At 58.4% G+C, this 17,854-nt stretch carries 14 protein-coding genes; 13 read left to right on the top strand and 1 reads right to left on the bottom strand.

Translation table 11 applies throughout. From position 1 onward, the window contains the following. The first annotated feature begins 57 nt into the window (after positions 1 to 57). The 11 genes from U6037_RS13460 to U6037_RS13410 all read left to right on the top strand — a co-directional run bounded on the left by U6037_RS13460 (position 58) and on the right by U6037_RS13410 (position 13,034). Positions 58 to 1,350: a glycosyltransferase gene (locus tag U6037_RS13460; protein ID WP_322847105.1), complete on the top strand. Its 1,293-nt coding sequence runs from the start codon at positions 58 to 60 to the stop codon at positions 1,348 to 1,350. A 134-nt stretch (positions 1,351 to 1,484) separates the two neighbouring features. Continuing rightward, positions 1,485 to 2,369 carry a phospholipase gene (locus U6037_RS13455; RefSeq protein WP_322847104.1) on the top strand — a complete coding sequence of 295 codons (885 nt, stop codon included), beginning with the start codon at positions 1,485 to 1,487 and terminating at the stop codon, positions 2,367 to 2,369. 67 nt (positions 2,370 to 2,436) lie between these two features. Beyond that, positions 2,437 to 3,342: an AraC family transcriptional regulator gene (locus tag U6037_RS13450; RefSeq protein ID WP_123449704.1), complete on the top strand. Its 906-nt coding sequence runs from the start codon at positions 2,437 to 2,439 to the stop codon at positions 3,340 to 3,342. A 344-nt stretch (positions 3,343 to 3,686) separates the two neighbouring features. Beyond that, positions 3,687 to 4,997 carry a sugar ABC transporter substrate-binding protein gene (locus tag U6037_RS13445; protein WP_322847103.1) on the top strand — a complete coding sequence of 437 codons (1,311 nt, stop codon included), beginning with the start codon at positions 3,687 to 3,689 and terminating at the stop codon, positions 4,995 to 4,997. A 148-nt stretch (positions 4,998 to 5,145) separates the two neighbouring features. Continuing rightward, complete coding sequence (locus U6037_RS13440; RefSeq protein WP_038367588.1) at positions 5,146 to 6,072, top strand: carbohydrate ABC transporter permease; 927 nt, start codon at positions 5,146 to 5,148, stop codon at positions 6,070 to 6,072. An 8-nt stretch (positions 6,073 to 6,080) separates the two neighbouring features. Next, the gene (locus U6037_RS13435; RefSeq protein WP_034154211.1) at positions 6,081 to 6,911 is read left to right on the top strand and encodes a carbohydrate ABC transporter permease; all 831 of its coding nucleotides are present in this window, start codon (positions 6,081 to 6,083) and stop codon (positions 6,909 to 6,911) included. 126 nt (positions 6,912 to 7,037) lie between these two features. Next, the gene (locus tag U6037_RS13430) at positions 7,038 to 8,141 is read left to right on the top strand and encodes a sn-glycerol-3-phosphate ABC transporter ATP-binding protein UgpC (protein ID WP_322847102.1); all 1,104 of its coding nucleotides are present in this window, start codon (positions 7,038 to 7,040) and stop codon (positions 8,139 to 8,141) included. A gap of 15 nt (positions 8,142 to 8,156) precedes the next feature. Then, positions 8,157 to 9,629 (top strand): mannitol dehydrogenase family protein, encoded by a 1,473-nt coding sequence (locus U6037_RS13425; protein ID WP_322847101.1) that lies wholly within the window; start codon positions 8,157 to 8,159, stop codon positions 9,627 to 9,629. 290 nt (positions 9,630 to 9,919) lie between these two features. Further along, positions 9,920 to 11,416 carry a xylulokinase gene (gene xylB / locus U6037_RS13420; RefSeq protein WP_322847100.1) on the top strand — a complete coding sequence of 499 codons (1,497 nt, stop codon included), beginning with the start codon at positions 9,920 to 9,922 and terminating at the stop codon, positions 11,414 to 11,416. Between the two features lie 13 nt (positions 11,417 to 11,429). Further along, complete coding sequence (locus tag U6037_RS13415; protein WP_322847099.1) at positions 11,430 to 12,368, top strand: carbohydrate kinase; 939 nt, start codon at positions 11,430 to 11,432, stop codon at positions 12,366 to 12,368. Between the two features lie 45 nt (positions 12,369 to 12,413). Continuing rightward, a complete protein-coding gene (locus U6037_RS13410) occupies positions 12,414 to 13,034 on the top strand; it encodes a hypothetical protein (RefSeq protein WP_322847098.1) in 621 nt (206 codons plus the stop codon). Between the two features lie 143 nt (positions 13,035 to 13,177). Here the strand turns inward: U6037_RS13410 and U6037_RS13405 are convergent, their stop codons facing one another. Beyond that, positions 13,178 to 14,479, bottom strand: a complete 1,302-nt coding sequence (locus U6037_RS13405; protein WP_322847097.1) for an OprD family porin — start codon at positions 14,477 to 14,479, stop codon at positions 13,178 to 13,180. 374 nt (positions 14,480 to 14,853) lie between these two features. On the opposite strand from U6037_RS13405, the gene U6037_RS13400 reads away from it, so the two are divergent. Continuing rightward, positions 14,854 to 16,947 (top strand): type VI secretion system tip protein VgrG, encoded by a 2,094-nt coding sequence (locus U6037_RS13400; RefSeq protein ID WP_322847096.1) that lies wholly within the window; start codon positions 14,854 to 14,856, stop codon positions 16,945 to 16,947. Continuing rightward, entirely contained in the window at positions 16,893 to 17,786 is an 894-nt protein-coding gene (locus tag U6037_RS13395; RefSeq protein ID WP_322847095.1) for a DUF4123 domain-containing protein, read from the top strand. Before U6037_RS13400 ends, U6037_RS13395 begins: the two co-directional genes overlap by 55 nt. Positions 17,787 to 17,854 lie beyond the last annotated feature (68 nt).

The raw sequence follows: 17,854 nt of genomic DNA, 5'->3' as shown, positions 1-17,854 counted from the left end.
GATCACTGTGGCTGTGTTCTAATTGCGCCCTTTTTCTCACCGAGAGGATCTGCACCCATGACCCAATCCGATAACACCAAAGTTCTGGTCATCGGTTACGTCTGGCCAGAGCCGCGCTCCTCAGCGGCGAGCGGGCACGTCATGCAGATCCTCGAAACCTTTCTGCAACAAGGCTGGAACATTACCTTCAGCAGCCCGGCCGGTCCCGGAGAGCACAAAGCCGATCTTGCTGCACTCGGCATCCGCGAAGTCGCCATCGAACTGAACAACAGCAGCTTCGATCATTTCATCAGCGAACTGGCGCCGGACATTGTCTTGTTCGACCAGTTCATGATGGAAGAGCAGTTCGGCTGGCGGGTTGAGAAACACTGCCCTCAGGCGCTGCGCGTGCTGGAAACGTCCGACCTGCAAAGTCTGCGGCATGCGCGTCATCAGCGACTCAAGTCTCGCCTCAAGGTCAATCCTGATCAGAATGATTTCAGTGATGTATTCGCCCCGGCCCTGCGCGACGAGTTCGAACTGATGGCCGACACCGATCTGGCCAAACGCGAAATTGCCGCGCTGTATCGTTGCGATCTCAACCTGATGATCTCCGAAGTGGAAATCGAATTATTGATCGAGCAGTTCGGCTTGCCCCGGCAATTGCTGCACTGGTGTCCGTTGATGATCGCCCCACCTGCGGTCACCGCCGCCGCATTTGCAGAACGCGCGCACTTCTTGAGTATCGGCAACTTCCGCCATGCGCCCAACTGGGATGCCGTGCTGTGGATGAAGAGCACGATCTGGCCTTTGATTCGTCAACAATTGCCCCAGGCACAACTGCACATCTACGGCGCCTATACGCCGCCGAAAGCCACGGCACTGCATAACGCCAGCGAAGGTTTTCATATCATGAACTGGGCCGAAGATGCATTGCAGGTGATGTCGGCTGCGCGGGTCTGTCTGGCGCCTCTGCGCTTTGGTGCCGGCATCAAGGGCAAACTGATCGACGCCATGCTGTGCGGCACGCCCAGCGTCACGACCCCGGTGGGCGCTGAGGGCATGCACGGCAACCACGCCTGGCCCGGCGCTGTCACGGGCAGCGCAATCGAATTGGCCAACAGTGCCGTGGCGCTTTATAACGACGAGGCGCGTTGGCAGGAGGCCTGCCAGGCGGGATATACGCTGCTGAATGAACGCTATCAACAGTCCGTACACGGTTTGGCATTGATAGAGAAACTGCGTTATTGCCAACAGCATTTGCATGAACTGAGAGCTAAAAACTTTACCGGAAGTATGCTTCGCCATCACTCGCACAAAAGCACGCAATATATGTCGCAATGGATCGAAGCGAAAAACCGGAACATTTAACCGGCGTCAAACATACAAACAAAAACTTTCACATAACTTGCATTAAAAGCCGACTTTGCCCATCAGTCGCCACCCGTTATAAACATCCTGCGCGCACTTCAAAAAACTTATAAATCAAACGCAGGATGTATCACATGAACAACCATGAAAATTTTCAACCCTATCAATGGATGGCCGACGCGCCGCAACTTGATAACTTGTCGCTTTTCGAAATGACCTTGCCGGGTGCCCATAACGCTGGCTGCGACTGGGAAGCGGGTTATGCACTGATACCCGGCAAAAATCTGGTTGCCTGTCAGGACGTATCCTTTTATTCACAATTGAATCGCGGCGCTCGTGCACTCGATGTACGCCTGACTTCTGACAATAAAGCGCAAGGCCTGGCCAAGTTCAGTTTCCATCATGGCGGTTACCGATCTTCCCGTACGCTTGCAGATCTTGTCCGTGACATAAAAGCTTTCTATGAAAGAAACATCAATGAATTCATCATTCTGGACTTTCATGAACTGGGAGAAGACAAGGTCGCCTTCGATCATTCGGGATTTCAGGCATTGCTGCTGGAGCATCTGGGTGACCGGATGATCCCTACCCGGAATCTGCACCTGACGCTTGGCCAGCTCAAGGCGATCAGCCCTTTGCAGAGAATCATGGTGGCAGCCTCCATGACCTGGGAAACCGAGGACTACCGGATTCTTGGAAAAATTCAGCACAAGTGGATCGATAAACAGTTTGTCAGCTCTACCAACTTACACGGTTACATCAAAGAAGTATTGAGCACACCCGCCAGCACACTTCGCCCATGGTCGCTGTCAGCCACATGTTTCGGGATCGGCCCTCAGCGAATTCTGGATGATCTCGACAACTGGTTTGATCCAGCCAGATCCGACTGGGCAAAAAAGTGCAACATTATCAATTTCGACTTTATAAAAAACTCGAACATTGTGCGCTTTTGCCAGATGGCCAATCTGGAAAAAGCCATCGAGAAGTCCAGAAGCACCGTCCGCGAGCAGGCTGTTTGAGTGAAGCTGGCGCAAGCCCCGAGAAACGAGGCATGATCGGCAGGCGATAACAAAAAAGTAGCTCGCCATGACCCGAACCGCCCGCGTGACCGACCCCTCATACGAGTTGATGGATGACCATAACGGCTTGTCCATCATCTACCGTCAGCATGGTTTTCCGTGTCCGCTGGTGCGCTGGCATTTTCACAAGGAATATGAACTGCACCTGATCGTCGCCAGCTCCGGCAAGGTGTTCATCGGCGACTACATCGGCAACTTTTACCCCGAAACCCTGTTCCTCACCGGCCCCAATCTGCCGCACAACTGGATCAGTCAGGTAGCCGAAGACGAGGTGGTGGAAAAGCGCGACATGCTGGTCAACTTCACCGACGAGTTGTTCGAGAGCGGCCACCAGGTGTTTGCCGAGCTGAAAAGCCTGGCGCCCTTGCTCGAGCGCGCGCAGTACGGCATCGAGTTTCGCTGCAAGCGCACCATCCGCCAGGCCATGACACTGATGCAGCGCATCGCCGACAGTAAGGGCATCACCCGCCTCGGGCACTTTTTCATCCTGATGGAACTGCTTGCCGCCAGCGATGATTTCCAGTTGTTGTCCGGCGCCACCACCCCGCAACTGGCCGACGAGCACAACATCGATCGTACCAACCGGGCCGTCGATTACATCTTCAGCCATTACGCCCGCGACATTTCCCTGGAAGAAGTCGCCGAGCACTTGGGCATGACGCCGACTTATTTCAGCCGGGTGTTCAAACAAGCCACCGGGCGCAACTTCATCGAATTCGTTAATCGCCTGCGTATCAGCAAATCCTGCGAGCTGCTGGCCGACGGCGACAAACCGGTGACCGAGGTGTGCTTCGAATCCGGTTTCAACAATATTTCCAATTTCAATCGGCGCTTTCAGCAGCTTAAAGGCATGACGCCGTCGCACTACCGGAGGCTCGCGGTGCAGCGCCTGACTGAACAGAACCACCACTGACAACGCAATTCCCCTGTAGGAGTGAGCCTGCTCGCGATAGCGGTATGAAGGTTTACAGATGTGTTGGCTGACAATCCGCTATCGCGAGCAGGCTCACTCCTACAAGGGGCTGCGTCGGCATCAGAAACCTGTACGCATTCGATAGCGTCTGACCGCTGCAAACCCCTTCCCTGCGTTTACCCCACAAAAGCCCAGTGCAAAAAAGTATCGATAAAAGTGCTAGGGATGATTTGTCAGCCCTGCGATTGAAGGCTGTAATCAGTGCACATTCTTCCAGTCGTCGGAAGACACAAAAACAATAACTGTCCTTCTGTAACCCACTGGGTGCAGAAAAGGAGTGCACGATGCAACCCACTGCAAAAGCTCTGCTTGCCCTCACCTGCATGACCCTCAGCAGCGTCAGCATTGGCGCCCAGACCCTGACCATCGCAACCGTCAACAACAGCGACATGATCCGCATGCAAAAGCTCTCGAAAACCTTCGAGACCGAGCATCCGGACATCAAGCTCAACTGGGTGGTGCTCGAAGAAAACGTCCTGCGCCAACGCCTGACTACCGACATCGCCACCCAGGGTGGTCAGTTCGACGTGTTGACCATTGGCATGTACGAAGCGGCACTGTGGGGTGGCAAAGGCTGGCTGGAACCGATGAAGGATCTGCCCGCCAGTTACGCCCTCGATGACGTGTTCCCGTCGGTGCGTGAAGGTCTGTCGGTCAAGGGTTCGCTGTACGCCCTGCCGTTCTACGCAGAAAGCTCGATCACCTACTACCGCACCGACCTGTTCAAGGATGCCGGGCTGACCATGCCGGAGCGTCCGACCTGGGAACAGATCGCCGGCTTCGCCGAAAAACTCACCAACAAAGACAAAGAGCAATACGGCATCTGCCTGCGCGGTAAAGCGGGCTGGGGCGAAAACATGGCGCTGATCACCACTGTCGCCAACGCCTACGGCGCGCGCTGGTTCGATGAGCAATGGAAACCGGAATTCACCGGGCCGGAGTGGAAAAACGCACTGAATTTCTACGTCGACACCATGAAAAAATCCGGGCCGCCGGGTGCCTCCAGCAATGGTTTCAACGAAAACCTCGCACTGTTCAACAGCGGCAAATGCGCAATGTGGGTCGATGCCAGCGTCGCCGGCTCGTTCGTCACCGACAAGACCCAGAGCAAGGTCGCCGATCACGTCGGCTTCACCTTCGCCCCGCATCAGGTCACTGATAAAGGTTCGGCCTGGTTGTACTCATGGGCGCTGGCGATTCCGACCAGCTCCAAAGCCAAAGACGCAGCGAAAGAATTCAGCGCCTGGGCGACGTCCAAGGAGTACGGCGAGCTGGTCGCCAAGACTGACGGCATTGCCAACGTACCGCCAGGCACTCGCGCCTCGACCTACAGCGACGCTTACATGAGCGCAGCGCCGTTCGCCAAGGTCACCCTGGAATCGTTGAAAGCGGCTGATCCGAGCAAACCGACGCTGAAACCGGTGCCGTACATCGGTATTCAACTGGTGACCATTCCTGAGTTCCAGGCGGTGGGCACCCAGGTCGGCAAGCTGTTCTCGGCGGCACTGATCGGCCAGACCACGGTGGATCAAGCCTTGGCGGCTGCGCAGCAAACCACTGAACGCGAGATGAAGCGCGCCGGTTATCCAAAGTAACTTTCAGCGCTCGCTCTTGCTTTTGTAGGAGTGAGCCTGCTCGCGATAGCGGTTCTCCATCCAACAAAGCGGTGACTGACACACCGCTATCGCGAGCAGGCTCACTCCTACAGGGGATCTTCATTCGCCTGTCGAATCGGTTACTGCCATGAATACTTCAACTGCCAAAGCCCACCTCGACCTGTCGCAACCTGCGCGCAAGGTCCGCGTACGCAATCCCGGCTGGTTTCTGGTCAGCCCTTCAGTGGCCCTGTTGCTGCTGTGGATGATCGTGCCGCTGGGCATGACCATCTACTTCTCGATGATCCGCTACAACCTGCTCTACCCCGGTGAAAACGAGTTCGTCGGGCTGGAAAACTTCACTTACTTTCTGACCGACTCAGGCTTCATGCCCGGTGCCACCAATACACTGCTGCTCGTGGGTAGCGTGTTGCTGATCAGCGTGGTCCTCGGTGTGTTGATCAGCGCCTTGCTGGAGGCCAGCGAGTTTCTCGGTCGCGGCATCGTCCGGGTCATGCTGATTTCGCCGTTCTTCATCATGCCCACGGTCGGCGCACTGATCTGGAAGAACCTGATATTCCATCCGGTCTCGGGGATCCTCGCCTATATCTGGAAGCTATTCGGCGCGCAACCGGTGGACTGGCTGGCGCACTACCCGCTGCTGTCGATCATCATCATTGTTTCGTGGCAGTGGCTGCCCTTCGCCATCCTGATTCTGATGACAGCCATGCAGTCCCTCGACCAGGAACAGAAAGAAGCCGCGCGCCTCGACGGTGCCGGGCCGATCGCGATCTTCTGGCACCTGACCCTGCCGCATCTGGCACGGCCGATTGCCGTGGTGGTGATGATCGAGACGATCTTCCTGCTGTCGGTGTTCGCCGAGATTTTCACCACCACCAACGGTGGCCCCGGTTATGCCTCGACCAATCTTGCCTACCTGATCTACAACCAGGCGCTGGTGCAGTTCGACGTCGGCATGGCTTCGGCGGGCGGCTTGATTGCCGTGGTCATCGCCAACATCGCCGCGATCATTCTGGTGCGGATGATCGGCAAAAACCTGACTGACAAAGCCTGAGGCCTGCCATGACTCTTCAACAATCCCGCCGGCTGCAAAGCCTGCTGCTCGGCACCCTGGCCTGGGCCATCGCGATCGTGATTTTCTTCCCGATCTTCTGGATGGTGATGACCAGTTTCAAGACCGAAATCGACGCGTTCGCCACGCCGCCGCAGTTCATCTTCACGCCGACGCTGGAGAACTACCTGCACATCAACGAGCGCAGCGACTACTTCAGCTTCGCCTGGAACTCGGTGGTGATTTCCTTCAGTGCCACAGCTTTGTGCCTGTTGATCGCGGTGCCGGCGGCCTACTCGATGGCGTTCTACGAAACCCAGCGCACCAAAGGCACACTGCTGTGGATGCTCTCGACCAAGATGCTGCCGCCGGTGGGCGTGCTGATGCCGATCTACCTGCTGGCGAAGAGTTTTGGCCTGCTCGACACGCGCATCGCACTGATCGTGATCTACACGCTGATCAACCTGCCGATCGTGGTCTGGATGGTTTACACCTACTTCAAGGACATCCCCAAAGACATCCTCGAAGCCGCGCGCCTCGACGGCGCCACGCTGTGGCAGGAAATGGTCCGCGTGCTGCTGCCGATCGCCAAGGGTGGCCTCGCTTCCACCGTGCTGCTGTCGCTGATCCTGTGCTGGAACGAGGCGTTCTGGTCGCTGAACCTGACCTCGTCGAAAGCCGCGCCACTGACGGCGTTGATCGCCTCGTATTCGAGTCCGGAAGGCTTGTTCTGGGCCAAGTTGTCGGCGGTGTCGACCCTGGCGTGTGCGCCGATTCTGATCTTCGGCTGGATCAGCCAGAAGCAACTGGTGCGCGGCCTCTCGTTCGGTGCCGTGAAATGAAGATTGAAAAGCAAAAGATCGCAGCCTTCGGCAGCTCCTACATAAAGCATGCCGTCCCCCTGTAGGAGCTGCCGCAGGCTGCGATCTTTTGATCTTAAAAAAACAACATTGCGGAGGCCCATCATCATGGCCAACCTGAAAATCAAGAATCTGCAAAAAGGCTTCGAAGGTTTCTCCATCATCAAGGGCATCGACCTTGAGGTGAACGACAAGGAATTCGTGGTCTTCGTCGGCCCGTCGGGCTGCGGCAAATCCACCCTGCTGCGGTTGATCGCCGGCCTCGAAGAAGTCAGTGGCGGCACCATCGAACTCGATGGCCGCGACATCACTGAAGTCAGCCCGGCCAAGCGCGATCTGGCGATGGTGTTCCAGACCTACGCGCTGTACCCGCACATGACAGTGAAGAAGAACATGTCGTTCGCCCTCGATCTGGCCGGCGTACCGAAAGCCGAAGTCGAGAAGAAAGTCGGCGAAGCGGCGCGCATTCTCGAACTCGGGCCGATGCTTGAGCGCAAACCAAAACAGCTTTCCGGTGGCCAGCGCCAGCGCGTCGCCATCGGCCGTGCCATCGTGCGCAATCCGAAAATCTTCCTGTTCGACGAACCTCTGTCCAACCTCGACGCCGCGCTGCGGGTGCAGATGCGTCTGGAGTTGCTGCGTCTGCACAAAGACCTGCAAGCGACGATGATCTACGTGACCCACGATCAGGTCGAAGCGATGACCATGGCCGACAAGGTCGTGGTGCTCAACGGCGGCAAGATCGAACAGGTCGGCTCACCGCTGGATCTGTATCACAACCCGGCAAACATCTTCGTCGCCGGGTTCCTCGGCACGCCGAAAATGGGCTTCCTCAAAGGCAAGATTGCCCGCATCGATGGCCAGAGCTGCGAAGTCTCGCTGGACGCTGGGACGCGCATCACCCTGCCCTTCAATCCTGCCAACCTCAGTGTCGGCAGCGCCGTGACCCTCGGCATTCGCCCGGAACATCTGGAACTGGCGCAACCGGGCGACTGCAGCCTGCAAGTCACTGCCGACGTCAGCGAACGCCTGGGCAGCGACACCTTCTGCCACGTCACCACCAACGCCGGCGAAGCCCTGACCATGCGCGTGCGCGGGGATCTGGCCAGCCGTTACGGCGAACAACTGAGCCTGCACCTCGATGCTGCGCACTGCCATTTATTCGATGCCGAAGGTATCGCGTTGACCCGTCCGCTGCGCGCTGCGGCCTGATTTCGAGAACTCCCGATGAAACTCAACCAACAGAACCTCCATCGTCTGGCCAGCGAAGTGCAACTGCCGGCCTACAAACTCAGCGACACCCGTCAAGGCATCGCCCACATCGGCGTCGGCGGTTTCCATCGCGCGCATCAGGCGTATTACACCGATGCCTTGATGAACACCGGCGAAGCCCTCGACTGGGCCATTTGCGGCGTCGGCCTGCGCGCCGAAGACCGCCGCGCCCGCGACGATCTCAAGGAACAGGATTATCTGTTCACGCTGTTCGAACTCGGTGACAGCGACGACACCGAAGTCCGCGTGATCGGTGCGATTCGCGACATGCTGCTGGCCGAGGACGGCACTCAGGCGTTGATCGACAAACTCGCCGACCCACAGATCCGCATCGTCTCGCTGACCATCACCGAGGGCGGTTATTGCATCGACGACAGCAACGGCGAATTCATGGCGCACTTGCCGCAGATTCAGCATGATCTGGCCCACCCGGACAACCCGAAAACCGTGTTCGGTTTCTTGTGTGCAGCCCTGGAAAAACGCCGGGCGGCGGGCATCCCGGCGTTTACCGTGATGTCTTGCGATAACCTGCCGCATAACGGCGCGGTGACGCGCAAGGCGCTACTGGCATTTGCCACGCTGCGCAATAGCAACCTGTGCAGCTGGATCGACGCCAACGTCAGTTTCCCCAACGCCATGGTCGACCGCATCACGCCGATGACCAGCACCGCGCATCGCCTGCAACTGGCCGATAAACACAGCGTCGACGATGCCTGGCCGGTGGTCTGCGAGCCGTTCGTGCAATGGGTGCTGGAGGACAAATTCGTCAACGGTCGCCCGGCCTGGGAAAAGGTTGGCGTGCAGTTCACCAATGATGTTTCGCCCTACGAAGAAATGAAGATCAAATTGCTCAACGGCAGCCACCTCGCGCTGACGTATCTGGGCTTTTTGAAGGGCTACCGGTTTGTGCACGAGACCATGAACGATCCGCTGTTCGTGCGTTATATGCGCGCCTACATGGATCTCGACGTGACCCCGCAACTGGCGCCGGTGCCGGGCATTGATCTGACGGATTACAAAAACACCCTGGTGGCGCGGTTTTCCAATCAGGCGATTGCCGATCAACTGGAGCGGGTGTGTTCGGACGGTTCGTCGAAGTTTCCCAAGTTCACCATTCCGACCATCAACCGGTTGATTGCCGATGGGCAGGAGACCAAACGGGCGGCGTTGGTGGTGGCGGCGTGGGCGTTGTATTTGAAGGGTGTGGATGAGAATGGTGATACCTATTCGATTCCTGATCCACGCGCGGCGTTTTTTCAGGCGTTGGTGGCGGACGATGCTTTAATTACGCAGCGGTTGTTGGCGGTCGAGGAGATTTTTGGCACGGCGATTCCGCGTTCGGCGGAGTTTGTGGCGGCGTTTGAGTGGTGCTGCAATAGCTTGCGCGAGGACGGTGTGACGCGGACTTTGCAGCGGATTCTGGATTGAAAAGCCCCTCACCCTAGCCCTCTCCCGGAGGTAGAGGGGACTGACCGAGTGGTTTGTGCGCCTTACATCGACCTGAAAGTCCGGAGTTGAACTCAGGTTTTGAACAGCTCCGGTTTGAGAGAACCGCAGTCGAACTCAGATTTTGAACAGCACCTGATTGAGATATCCGGAGTCAAACTCAAATTTTGAACAGCCCCCGATCGGCTCCCTTCCCCCTCGCCCCCTTGGGGGAGAGGGCTGGGGTGAGGGGGTAAGCTCTTGATCTTCACCACACCCCGAATGGTTCAAACATGACAACACAACAACTCTTCCTGGGCATCGACTGCGGCACCCAAGGCACCAAAGCCATCATCCTCGACGCCGCGACCGGTCAAGTCCTCGGCCAGGGCGCCGCCGCCCACACGATGATCAGCGGCGCCAACGGCCGCCGCGAACAAGACACCCAGCAATGGCTGGAAGCCTTCACCCTCGCCACCCGCAGCGCCCTGCTGGCGGCGAATGTCGATGGCCAGTCGATCCTCGGCATCGGCGTCTCCGGCCAGCAACACGGTCTGGTCCTGCTCGATGATCAAGGTGAAGTGCTGCGCCCGGCCAAGCTCTGGTGCGACACCGAAACCAGCGCCGAAAACGACCGTCTGCTGACTCATCTGGGCGGTGAAAAAGGTTCACTGGAACGCCTCGGCGTGGTCATCGCCCCAGGCTACACCGTGTCGAAACTGCTCTGGACCAAAGAACAACACCCCGTAGTGTTCTCGCGCATCGCACGCATCCTGCTGCCCCACGACTACCTGAACTTCTGGCTCACCGGCCGCGCCTGCAGCGAATACGGCGACGCTTCCGGCACCGGCTATTTCAACGTGCGCACCCGCCAATGGGACTTGCAACTGCTGCGCGACATCGACGCCAGCGGACGCCTGCAAGCAGCTTTACCGGAGTTGATCGACGCGCACCAATCAGTCGGCACCCTCCTCCCGGCGATTGCCGAACACCTCGGCATCAACCCCAATGCGCTGGTCTCCAGCGGTGGCGGCGACAACATGATGGGCGCCATCGGCACCGGCAATATTCAGCCCGGCGCGATCACCATGAGCCTCGGCTCCTCCGGCACGGTGTACGCCTATTCCGAAGTGCCGAAAGTCAGCCCGGACGCCTCGGTTGCGACGTTCTGCTCGTCGAGTGGCGGTTGGTTGCCGCTGATCTGCACCATGAACCTGACCAACGCCACCGGCGCGATTCGTGAGCTGTTCGACCTCGATCTGCAGCAGTTCAACGAGCTCGTCGCCCAGGCCCCCATCGGCGCTAACGGCGTGAGCATGCTGCCGTTCCTCAACGGCGAACGCGTCCCCGCCCTGCCCCACGCCACCGGCAGCCTGCACGGTTTGACGCTGGATAACCTGACACAGGCCAACCTCTGCCGCGCCGCTGTCGAAGGCACCACCTTCGGTTTGCGCTACGGGCTGGATTTGCTCCGCCACAATGGTTTACAAAGCCGCAGCATTTGCCTGATCGGCGGCGGTTCGAAAAGCGCGGTGTGGCGGCAGATCGTCGCCGACATCATGAACACCCCAGTGATCTGCACCGAACAAAGCGAAGCTGCCGCCCTCGGCGCGGCGATACAAGCGGCGTGGTGCAAATCCTGGTCGAACGGCCACGAAGACACCCTCGCCGACCTGTGCCAGCGCTGCGTGAAACTCGATTCCAGCAGCGAAACCCTGCCGATTGCCGTCAACGTCGCGGCGTTCCAGCAGGCCTATGAACGCTATCAACAGCATGTCGCAACCCTATAAAGAGCAAACAATTATGTATTTGGTGTGTGGCGAAGCCCTGTTTGATTTTTTCAGTGAAGACGATGCCAGTGGTCTGGCCTCGAAAGTGAATTTCAAGGCGATTGCCGGCGGCTCGCCGTTCAACGTCGCTGTCGGTTTGCGCCGTCTGGGCGTGGACTCGGCCTTGTTTGGCGGGCTGTCCACCGACTACCTCGGCCGCCGCTTGCAGCAAGTGCTGCAGGACGAAGGCGTGTGCCCGGACTATCTGGTGGAGTTCGCCGCGCCGACCACGCTGGCCATGGTCGCCGTCGGTGCCAATGGCTCGCCGCACTACAGCTTTCGTGGTGAAGGCTGTGCCGATCGGCAACTGAGTCTTGCGCATCTGCCGACACTGGGCCCCGAGGTGCGTGGTCTGCATATCGGCTCGTTCTCGCTGGTGGTGCAGCCGATCGGCGACACCTTGCTGACCCTGGTGCAGCGTGAAAGCGGCAAACGCCTGATCACCCTCGACCCGAACGTGCGCCTCAATCCCGAGCCGAACATCGACCTGTGGCGTGAGCGCATCGCGACGCTGGTGCCGCTCGCCGATCTGATCAAGGTCAGCGACGAAGACTTGAGCCTGCTCTATCCCGAACAGGACCCGCAACGCGTGATCGAAGGCTGGCTCGAACAACGCTGCCAGATCGTCTTCCTCACCCGGGGCGGCGACGGCGCCACCGTGTTCAGCCGCCAACACGGCACATGGTCAGTCCCGGCAGCCTCGGTAAAGATTGCCGACACCGTTGGCGCGGGCGACACCTTCCAGGCCGCGTTGATCACCTGGCTGACCGAGCACGGTCTGGACTCGGTCGAAGGCGTTCAGCAACTCGCCCGCGAGCAGATCGACGCCATGCTCAGGTTCGCCGTGCAAGCCGCCGCGCTGACCTGCAGCAAGACCGGCCCGGATCTGCCCTATCGTCACCAATTGAGCTGAGCGCGTAGACTGTCGGCCTTTTTGCGCACGACGGGATAACGGCTTTTGAATTACGGGCAGACGCTTGGACTACTGACACTGGCAACGCTACTGAGCGGGTGCGGCACCTCGCCGCCCCGCTCGCCGGAAGACATCTGCGAAATCTTCCGGGAAAAAAGCGACTGGTACGACGCTGCGCAAGTCACGCAAAAACGCTGGGGCGTGCCGATTCAGGTGCCCTTCGCGATCATGTATCAGGAATCCGGCTACCGCTACGACGCCAAGACCCCGCGCAAATACCTGCTGTGGGTGATCCCGTGGGGCCGCGTGTCGACCGCTTCAGGTTATGCGCAAGCCAAGGATGAAGTCTGGGCCGATTACCAGAAAAGCACCGGCCGCAGCGGAGCCGATCGCGAAGACTTCGACGACGCCATCGACTTTGTCGGCTGGTACATGGACAAAACCTATTCGATCAACGGCGTCTACAAGTACGACGCCTATAACCAGTACCTCAACTACCACGAAGGCTGGGGCGGCTTCCGCAACAAGACTTACGCGAGCAAAGCCTGGCTGATGCCAACGGCGCGCAAAGTGCAGAACCGCTCGGATGTATATGCGCGGCAATATGCCGGGTGCAAGGACGATTTGAATCGGGGGTTCTGGAGCCGGTTCTGGCATTGGTTGTAACGGTGACTTCAAGGGCCTCATCGCGAGCAGGCTCACTCCTACAATGGATCAATGTCGAACACGATATCCGCGTCCACTGAAGATCCCCTGTAGGAGTGAGCCTGCTCGCGATAGCGCCCGATCAAGCACTACACATCCAAGACCTACAACACCGAAAAGCTATAACTCACAATCAACCGTGTCTCATCCACATCCCGGGCAAACTTCTCATAGTTGGTGCGATACGTCGCATTACGCAAACGCAGACTCACATCCTTGAACGTGCCCGTCTGAATCACATACTTCAACTCGCTGTCGCGTTCCCACTCCTTGCCTTCCTGATCACTGCCCAACACCTTGATGTGGTCACCGTTCACATAACGGGTCAGGAAGCTCAAACCATTAATACCAATGGCCTTGAAGTCATAGTCATAACGCAGTTGCCAGGAACGTTCCTGCGCAGCGGCGAAGTCGTTGACCTGCACATAGTTGACCAGATACGGGTTACTGCCATCCAGATACGGCATCGAGTTGTCGCCGTTCATGCGCTGCCAGCCGGCGCTGAAGGTGTGACCGCTGTGCGCGTAAGAGAGCATGCCGCTCAACGCCCGGTTATCGATGGAACCGGCCTTGGCATCGCCGCTGTCGGCACTTTTCAGCACCCGCAGATCTGCTTTAAGTACACCGCCAGCTAACGGTTGATTACCCAGCAGCCCGACGAAGTGCTGACGATAGATGTCTTCCAGTTCGGCGTAGTGATACTGCGCGGTCAGACGATCATTGATCTTGTAGTCGAAGCCGTACATGTCGAAATGATCGGCGGTGGTGTTGCAGGCGTAGCGCTTGTTCTTGCAGTGCACGCGGATATCTTGCGAGTCGGTGGAATCGCGCGCGGTGTACTTGTCCAGGCGCGCGGCCATGAAGGTCAGGTCTTTCACCTCTTTAGAATTGAGCATCGCGCCATTGAACATGGTCGGCAGCAAACGACCGTCGTTGTATTTCAGCAGCGGCAGATCCGGCAGCAGCGCGCCGTACTTCAGCACCGTGCCCGAAACCTTGACCTTGGCGGTCAGACCCATTTTTGCGTATTGCCCTTTCGAGCCGCGCGGGTCGTTGCCGCTGGAGGGCAACAAGCCGCTGTTGCTGCGGTCCGGGCTGGAATCGAGTTGAAAGCCGAGCATGCCCAGCGCATCGATACCGAAACCCACGGTACCGTCGGTGTAGCCCGATTGCAGGTTGAGAATAAAGCCCTGTGCCGACTCTTCACGCTTGGAGGCGCCCTGAGCGTTCGAGGTGCTCCCATCACGGAAATCGCGGTTGAAGTACACCGTGCGCGATTCGATTTTCGCCGTGGTGTCTTCAAAAAATCCGCTGGCCTGAACCTGTGCGGTAAAACCTGCGCACAGCACAAAGGCTCCGAAGCCAAACGACTGGCGCGGGGTGATGAGGGGAAATGGGGGACGCATGAAAAACTCCAACAATGCAGCGTTTGCGCAAGCGCGCAACAAGCCAGAAAAATAGCTCCCGTCCCGGGTCAGATTGAGCCAGGAGAAAGTGAACACGCAGGGGTGAACGGCAATGATGGCAGATGGCTTTGACGTGCTACAGGCGACTTTAGTCTGAATCTGACTGATGATTCTTCTACTCAGGGTCGTGGGAAAAGTTGCCGGCAGTGAGCACCGATTCGCACAAACCGCCCGGTTTCATTGGGCCAAACACCCCATCTAAGGGTTTTCCCTATACCGCAAACCTGCCAGACCTACGGCTTTTGTGCCTTGAACGAGGCCGCTTAATCCTCCATCATCCGTCCCCTGCTTATTCAACGGACGGAATTCAAGGCATGCTGGACGCCAACGCAACCCACATCACCCTCACGCTTGAAGGCGCCAACGCCGACCTGCAAGTCCTCAGCTTCACCGGTCGCGAAGCCCTCAACCAACCGTTCCGTTTCGACCTCGAACTCGTCAGCGCCCGCCCCGACCTCAAACTCGAAGAGCTGTTGCACAAGCCCGGCGTCCTGACTTTCGGCCCGACCGGCGAAGGCAAGATCCACGGTCTGGTCTATCGCATCGAGCAAGGCGACTCCGGCAAGACCCTGACCCGTTACAGCCTCAGCCTGGTGCCACAACTGGCCTACCTGCGGCACAACCATGATCAGCAGATTTTCCAGCAACTGACCGTACCGAAGATCATCGCTCAGGTCCTGGAAGATCGCGGCATCCTCGCCGACGCCTACAGCTTCCAGCTCGGCGCCGAGTACCCGGAACGCGAATACTGCGTGCAGTACGACGAATCCGACCTGCATTTCATCCAGCGCCTGTGCGAGGAAGAAGGTATTCACTTCCACTTCCAGCACAGCAGCAGCGGCCACAAACTGGTGTTTGGCGACGACCAGACCGTGTTCCGCAAGCTGAAACCGGTGAGCTACCAGCAAGACTCCGGCATGGCCGCCGACAAACCGGTGATCAAACGCTTCAACCTGCGCCTGGAAACCCGCACCACCCGCGTCAGCCGCCGCGACTACGACTTTGAGAAACCAAAGATCCTCCCCGAAGGCGCGGTCAAAACCGAGTTCGCCCCGGACCTCGAGGACTACGACTACCCCGGCCGCTTCACCACCCGCGAGCGCGGCAAGTTCCTTTCCACCCGCGCCCTCGAACGCCATCGCAGCGACTACAAACTCGCCGAAGGCAAAGGTGACGAGCCGACCCTCACCAGCGGCCATTTCCTGACGCTGGCCGAACACCCGCGCGCCGAGTGGAACGACCTGTGGCTGCTGCTGGAAGTCTTCCACGAAGGCAAACAACCGCAAGTGCTCGGCGAAAACGTCACCAGCGACGTCACCGATAACAAAAGCGATTTCCACCAGGGCTACCGCAACAGCTTCCTCGCCACCCCGTGGGACGCGCACTACCGCCCTGCCCTTGAACACCCGAAACCAAAAGTCCTCGGCAGCCAGACCGCCGTCGTCACCGGCCCCGCAGGCGAAGAAATCCACTGCGACCAATACGGCCGCATCAAAGTGCAATTCCACTGGGACCGCGACGGTCAGTCCAACGACAAAACCACCTGCTGGATGCGCGTCGCCAGCGGCTGGGCCGGCGCCGCGTACGGCGGCATCGCCATCCCGCGCATCGGCATGGAAGTCCTCGTCACCTTCCTTGAAGGCGATCCCGATCAGCCACTGGTCACCGGTTGCCTGTACCACAAGGAAAACGTCGTCCCCTACGACCTGCCGGCAAACAAGACCCGCAGCACCTTCAAAACCCTGAGCTCACCGGGCGGCAAGGGCTACAACGAATTCCGCATCGAAGACAAGAAAGGCGCCGAGCAGATCTACATCCACGCCCAACGCGACTGGGACGAGAACATCGAGCACGACCAGAAGATTCGCGTCGGCAACGAACGGCACGACACTGTCGAAGCCAACACGCTGAGTGAGTTCAAGGTTGAAGAGCATCGGATTACGCATCTGGATCGGATTAGCGAAATGCGTGCGGATGATCACCTGACCGTCGGTGTCACCCAGCACCTGAAAGTGGGGACTGCGCAGTTTGTTGAGACTGGGACGGAGATTCACTACCACGCCGGTGACAAGGTGGTGGTTGAAGGTGGCATGGAGCTTACCGCCAAGGCTGGCGGGAGTTTCGTCAAGGTCGACGCCGGTGGTGTGACCATTAGCGGCGCTGAAGTGAAGGTGAATTCGGGTGGTGGGCCGGGAGCCGGCACCGGCATTCAGATCCTCGCCCCATTCATCCCGGGGCTCGCAGCCATTGATAACGCCGGACGCCTGATGCAAACCCGCGCCAACCAGATGATGCAAGCGGAGTCCCTCGCCGTGACGCCGAAACTCAAAGCACCTACCGGCATCTGCGTCGAATGCCTGAAAAAAGCCATGCGCGAAAAACTTGCCCTGCAATCGGGGGCCAATTGATGACAAAGAGTGACGCGGCGAAAGCCTGGAGCGAAGCGCAAAAGAACGCTCAGTCGATATTCGCGATTGTTGAAACCGGTCTGTTGCCGGACCCCGCTCGATTGCAGTTCGTCAGTGCGGACCCGTCGCGACGACCGTTGATGGTGCAACCGGAATTCGCCGAACTGCGCAACTACGGCCCATGGCTGGTCGACGTTAGCCACATGGAATTCGAGGCCTTTCTCGCTCACGAACACTTCACCGGCTGCACCGCGATGGCCTGTTGGATTCGTACCGACTGCCCGGCCGACAAGCTCGCCGCTCACCTGAGTGATGCGTTGCTGGCAAAAAATGAAGCTGGCGAAGTTCTGATGATCCGTAGCTACGCGCCAGAAGTGCTGCCGATGCTGTACGCACGCGATGATCTGTCTTGGCATGCTTGGCTGTTTGGCCCGCTGCAAGAATGGTGGGTGCCCACAGAAGAAGATCAATGGCACTCTCTGAAGGGCCTCAACCTTGAAAAGCCCGGAAGATACGAGCCTATTTTTCTAGACGCAAAGCTGTGGACGGACATGGAGATCGATCCCCTGCCCTACAGCCTCACCACTGAACTGGAAAAAGAAGCGCCGGAAGTGTTTACCAGCACCTGCCACGGTGCACGGTTGAAGCAAGTGAAAGAAGCGCTGGACGCTGGCCGCAGTGAAGGCTTAACAGACGCGGAAGACGTCACTCTCTTTGCCAGCCTGCAATTGATGGATCGCGAATTTCCGGCGAACTGGCCGATGTGGGAAAAGGCGAAAGAACGGGCAATTGGAGAGAAGTTGCCGCTTGGTGTGGTGATGCGAGAGTTGTCGGAGTGAGTGTCGTGATGAGCATGTTGATCAGCACTTTCTGTCTGTCTCAAAGTTTTCTGGATATTCAAGATGCA

This window comes from Pseudomonas sp. B33.4 (assembly GCF_034555375.1).
GTDB lineage: Bacteria > Pseudomonadota > Gammaproteobacteria > Pseudomonadales > Pseudomonadaceae > Aquipseudomonas.
This window is presented reverse-complemented; position numbering and strand designations above follow the sequence as displayed.

Excerpts from the sequence above, each read along its gene's own strand:
- U6037_RS13460 (WP_322847105.1), top strand. The coding sequence starts at position 58 with ATGACCCAATCCGATAACACCAAAGTTCTGGTCATCGGTTACGTCTGG.
- U6037_RS13455 (WP_322847104.1), top strand. The coding sequence starts at position 1,485 with ATGAACAACCATGAAAATTTTCAACCCTATCAATGGATGGCCGACGCG.
- U6037_RS13450 (WP_123449704.1), top strand. The coding sequence starts at position 2,437 with ATGACCCGAACCGCCCGCGTGACCGACCCCTCATACGAGTTGATGGAT.
- U6037_RS13445 (WP_322847103.1), top strand. The coding sequence starts at position 3,687 with ATGCAACCCACTGCAAAAGCTCTGCTTGCCCTCACCTGCATGACCCTC.
- U6037_RS13440 (WP_038367588.1), top strand. The coding sequence starts at position 5,146 with ATGAATACTTCAACTGCCAAAGCCCACCTCGACCTGTCGCAACCTGCG.
- U6037_RS13435 (WP_034154211.1), top strand. The coding sequence starts at position 6,081 with ATGACTCTTCAACAATCCCGCCGGCTGCAAAGCCTGCTGCTCGGCACC.
- U6037_RS13430 (WP_322847102.1), top strand. The coding sequence starts at position 7,038 with ATGGCCAACCTGAAAATCAAGAATCTGCAAAAAGGCTTCGAAGGTTTC.
- U6037_RS13425 (WP_322847101.1), top strand. The coding sequence starts at position 8,157 with ATGAAACTCAACCAACAGAACCTCCATCGTCTGGCCAGCGAAGTGCAA.
- xylB (WP_322847100.1), top strand. The coding sequence starts at position 9,920 with ATGACAACACAACAACTCTTCCTGGGCATCGACTGCGGCACCCAAGGC.
- U6037_RS13415 (WP_322847099.1), top strand. The coding sequence starts at position 11,430 with ATGTATTTGGTGTGTGGCGAAGCCCTGTTTGATTTTTTCAGTGAAGAC.
- U6037_RS13405 (WP_322847097.1), bottom strand. The coding sequence starts at position 14,479 with ATGCGTCCCCCATTTCCCCTCATCACCCCGCGCCAGTCGTTTGGCTTC.
- U6037_RS13400 (WP_322847096.1), top strand. The coding sequence starts at position 14,854 with ATGCTGGACGCCAACGCAACCCACATCACCCTCACGCTTGAAGGCGCC.
- U6037_RS13395 (WP_322847095.1), top strand. The coding sequence starts at position 16,893 with ATGCCTGAAAAAAGCCATGCGCGAAAAACTTGCCCTGCAATCGGGGGC.